Origin of the sequence: Saccharomonospora iraqiensis subsp. paurometabolica YIM 90007 (genome assembly GCF_000231035.2) — a bacterium.
Taxonomy (GTDB): Bacteria; Actinomycetota; Actinomycetes; order Mycobacteriales; family Pseudonocardiaceae; genus Saccharomonospora; species Saccharomonospora paurometabolica.
In genome coordinates, this window is the sequence record NZ_KI912232.1 from 82,428 (window position 1) to 83,919 (window position 1,492).

The 1,492-nt window shown below is 76.3% G+C and carries 1 protein-coding gene; it reads left to right on the forward strand.

What is annotated here, in order from left to right; genetic code table 11:
- Positions 1-1,237, forward strand: a 1,237-nt coding sequence (locus SACPADRAFT_RS26955; RefSeq protein ID WP_040924201.1) for an aminotransferase-like domain-containing protein, incomplete at its 5' end; no start/stop codon positions are given.
- Positions 1,238-1,492 lie beyond the last annotated feature (255 nt).

The following is a 1,492-nucleotide window of genomic DNA, read 5'->3' on the forward strand; positions in this document are numbered from 1 at the left end:
CAGCGGCACCCGGGTGAACGGGGACCGCCGCCCGCCGCGGGACGACGGGCGCGTGCGCGGCGGCTCCGGCACCGCCATCGTGCAGCGGCTCATCGACGGCACCGGGCCGTTGATCTCGTTGAGCTGCGCGGCCGACGAGGGCGTGCCCGAGGTGGCCGGGGCCCTGGCGGAGGTCGCCCGGCACGACCTCGCCGACCTGCTGGCCGACCCGGGCTATCACCCGCGCGGGCTGCCGGGGCTGCGGCAGGCGATCGCCGGGCACTACACCGGCCAGGGTCTGCCCACCACGCCGGAACAGATCCTGGTCACCACCGGTGCCCACCAGGCGCTGGTGCTGCTGGCCGAGGTGTATCTGCGTGCGGCACCGCCGGTGGTGGTGGAGGCGCCGAGCTGGTCACCGTGCCTGGACATCTTCCGCCAGCACACCGGGGACCTGGTGCCCGTCCCGCTGGACGACGAGGGGATCGAGCCCACCGCGCTGGCCCGGGCACTCGGCGGACGGACACCCGGGCTGCTGTACGTGATGCCGACGTTCCACAACCCCACCGGCAGGCTGATGTCGGCCGACCGCCGCAGGCGGGTCGCCGAGCTGGCCGCGCGGCACGGCGTCCCCGTGGTGGAGGACAACGCCTACGCCGGCGACCGGCTCGTCCCGGACGGGAAGGCGTTGCCCCCGCCGTTGGCCGCCCACGGACCGGTGGGCGGCGAGGTGCTGACCGTGCAGTCGCTGAAGGCCGTCTGGGGCGGGCTGCGGCTGGGCTGGCTGCGCGGCCCGGTCGGCGTCATCGAGCGCTGCGCCCGGCGCAAGGCGATGGCCGACCTCGGCAGCCCGCTGATCGAGCAGGCGGTCGCGGCGCGGCTGGTGCCCCGGCTCGGGGAACTCGGCGAGGCACGCGCGCGCGAACAGCGCGAACACCGGGCACTGTTGGAGAAGCTGCTCACCGACCGGCTGCCCGGGTGGCGGTGGCGGAACCCGGACGGCGGGTCCTCGCTCTGGGTGGCGCTGCCCGACGGGCAGGACGCGGACAGCTTCGCCCAACTCGCGCTGCGGCACGGCGTCGAGGTCGTGCCCGGGTCGGTGATGGACCCGACCGGAGGGCACGACGACCACCTGCGGATCCCGTTCATGCGCGGGCCCGCGGTGCTGGAGGCCCTGGTGGACCGGCTGGCCGACGCCTGGACGGAGCTGTGCCGGCACGGCCCCCGCGAGGAGGCCCCGGTACGCCCGGTGGTGTGAGACCCGGTTCCGGGCGACGGGAACCGACCCGTACGCCCGGCCCGGCGCACGGGCGTGTCGGGGGAACCGGGTGCGCGGGCACGACGTTGACCGGGTGGACACCGTCCGGGGGGAATGGCAGAGGAGAGGGAGTGCGTACGGGAATCGCCCTGCTCGCGGCAGGGCTCGGGACGACGGCGACGTTGGGCGTGGTGGCGGCCGGGTCCGGGGTGCCCGCCGCACTGGGCGGCCGGCCGGACCCCGACCTGCTGCGCG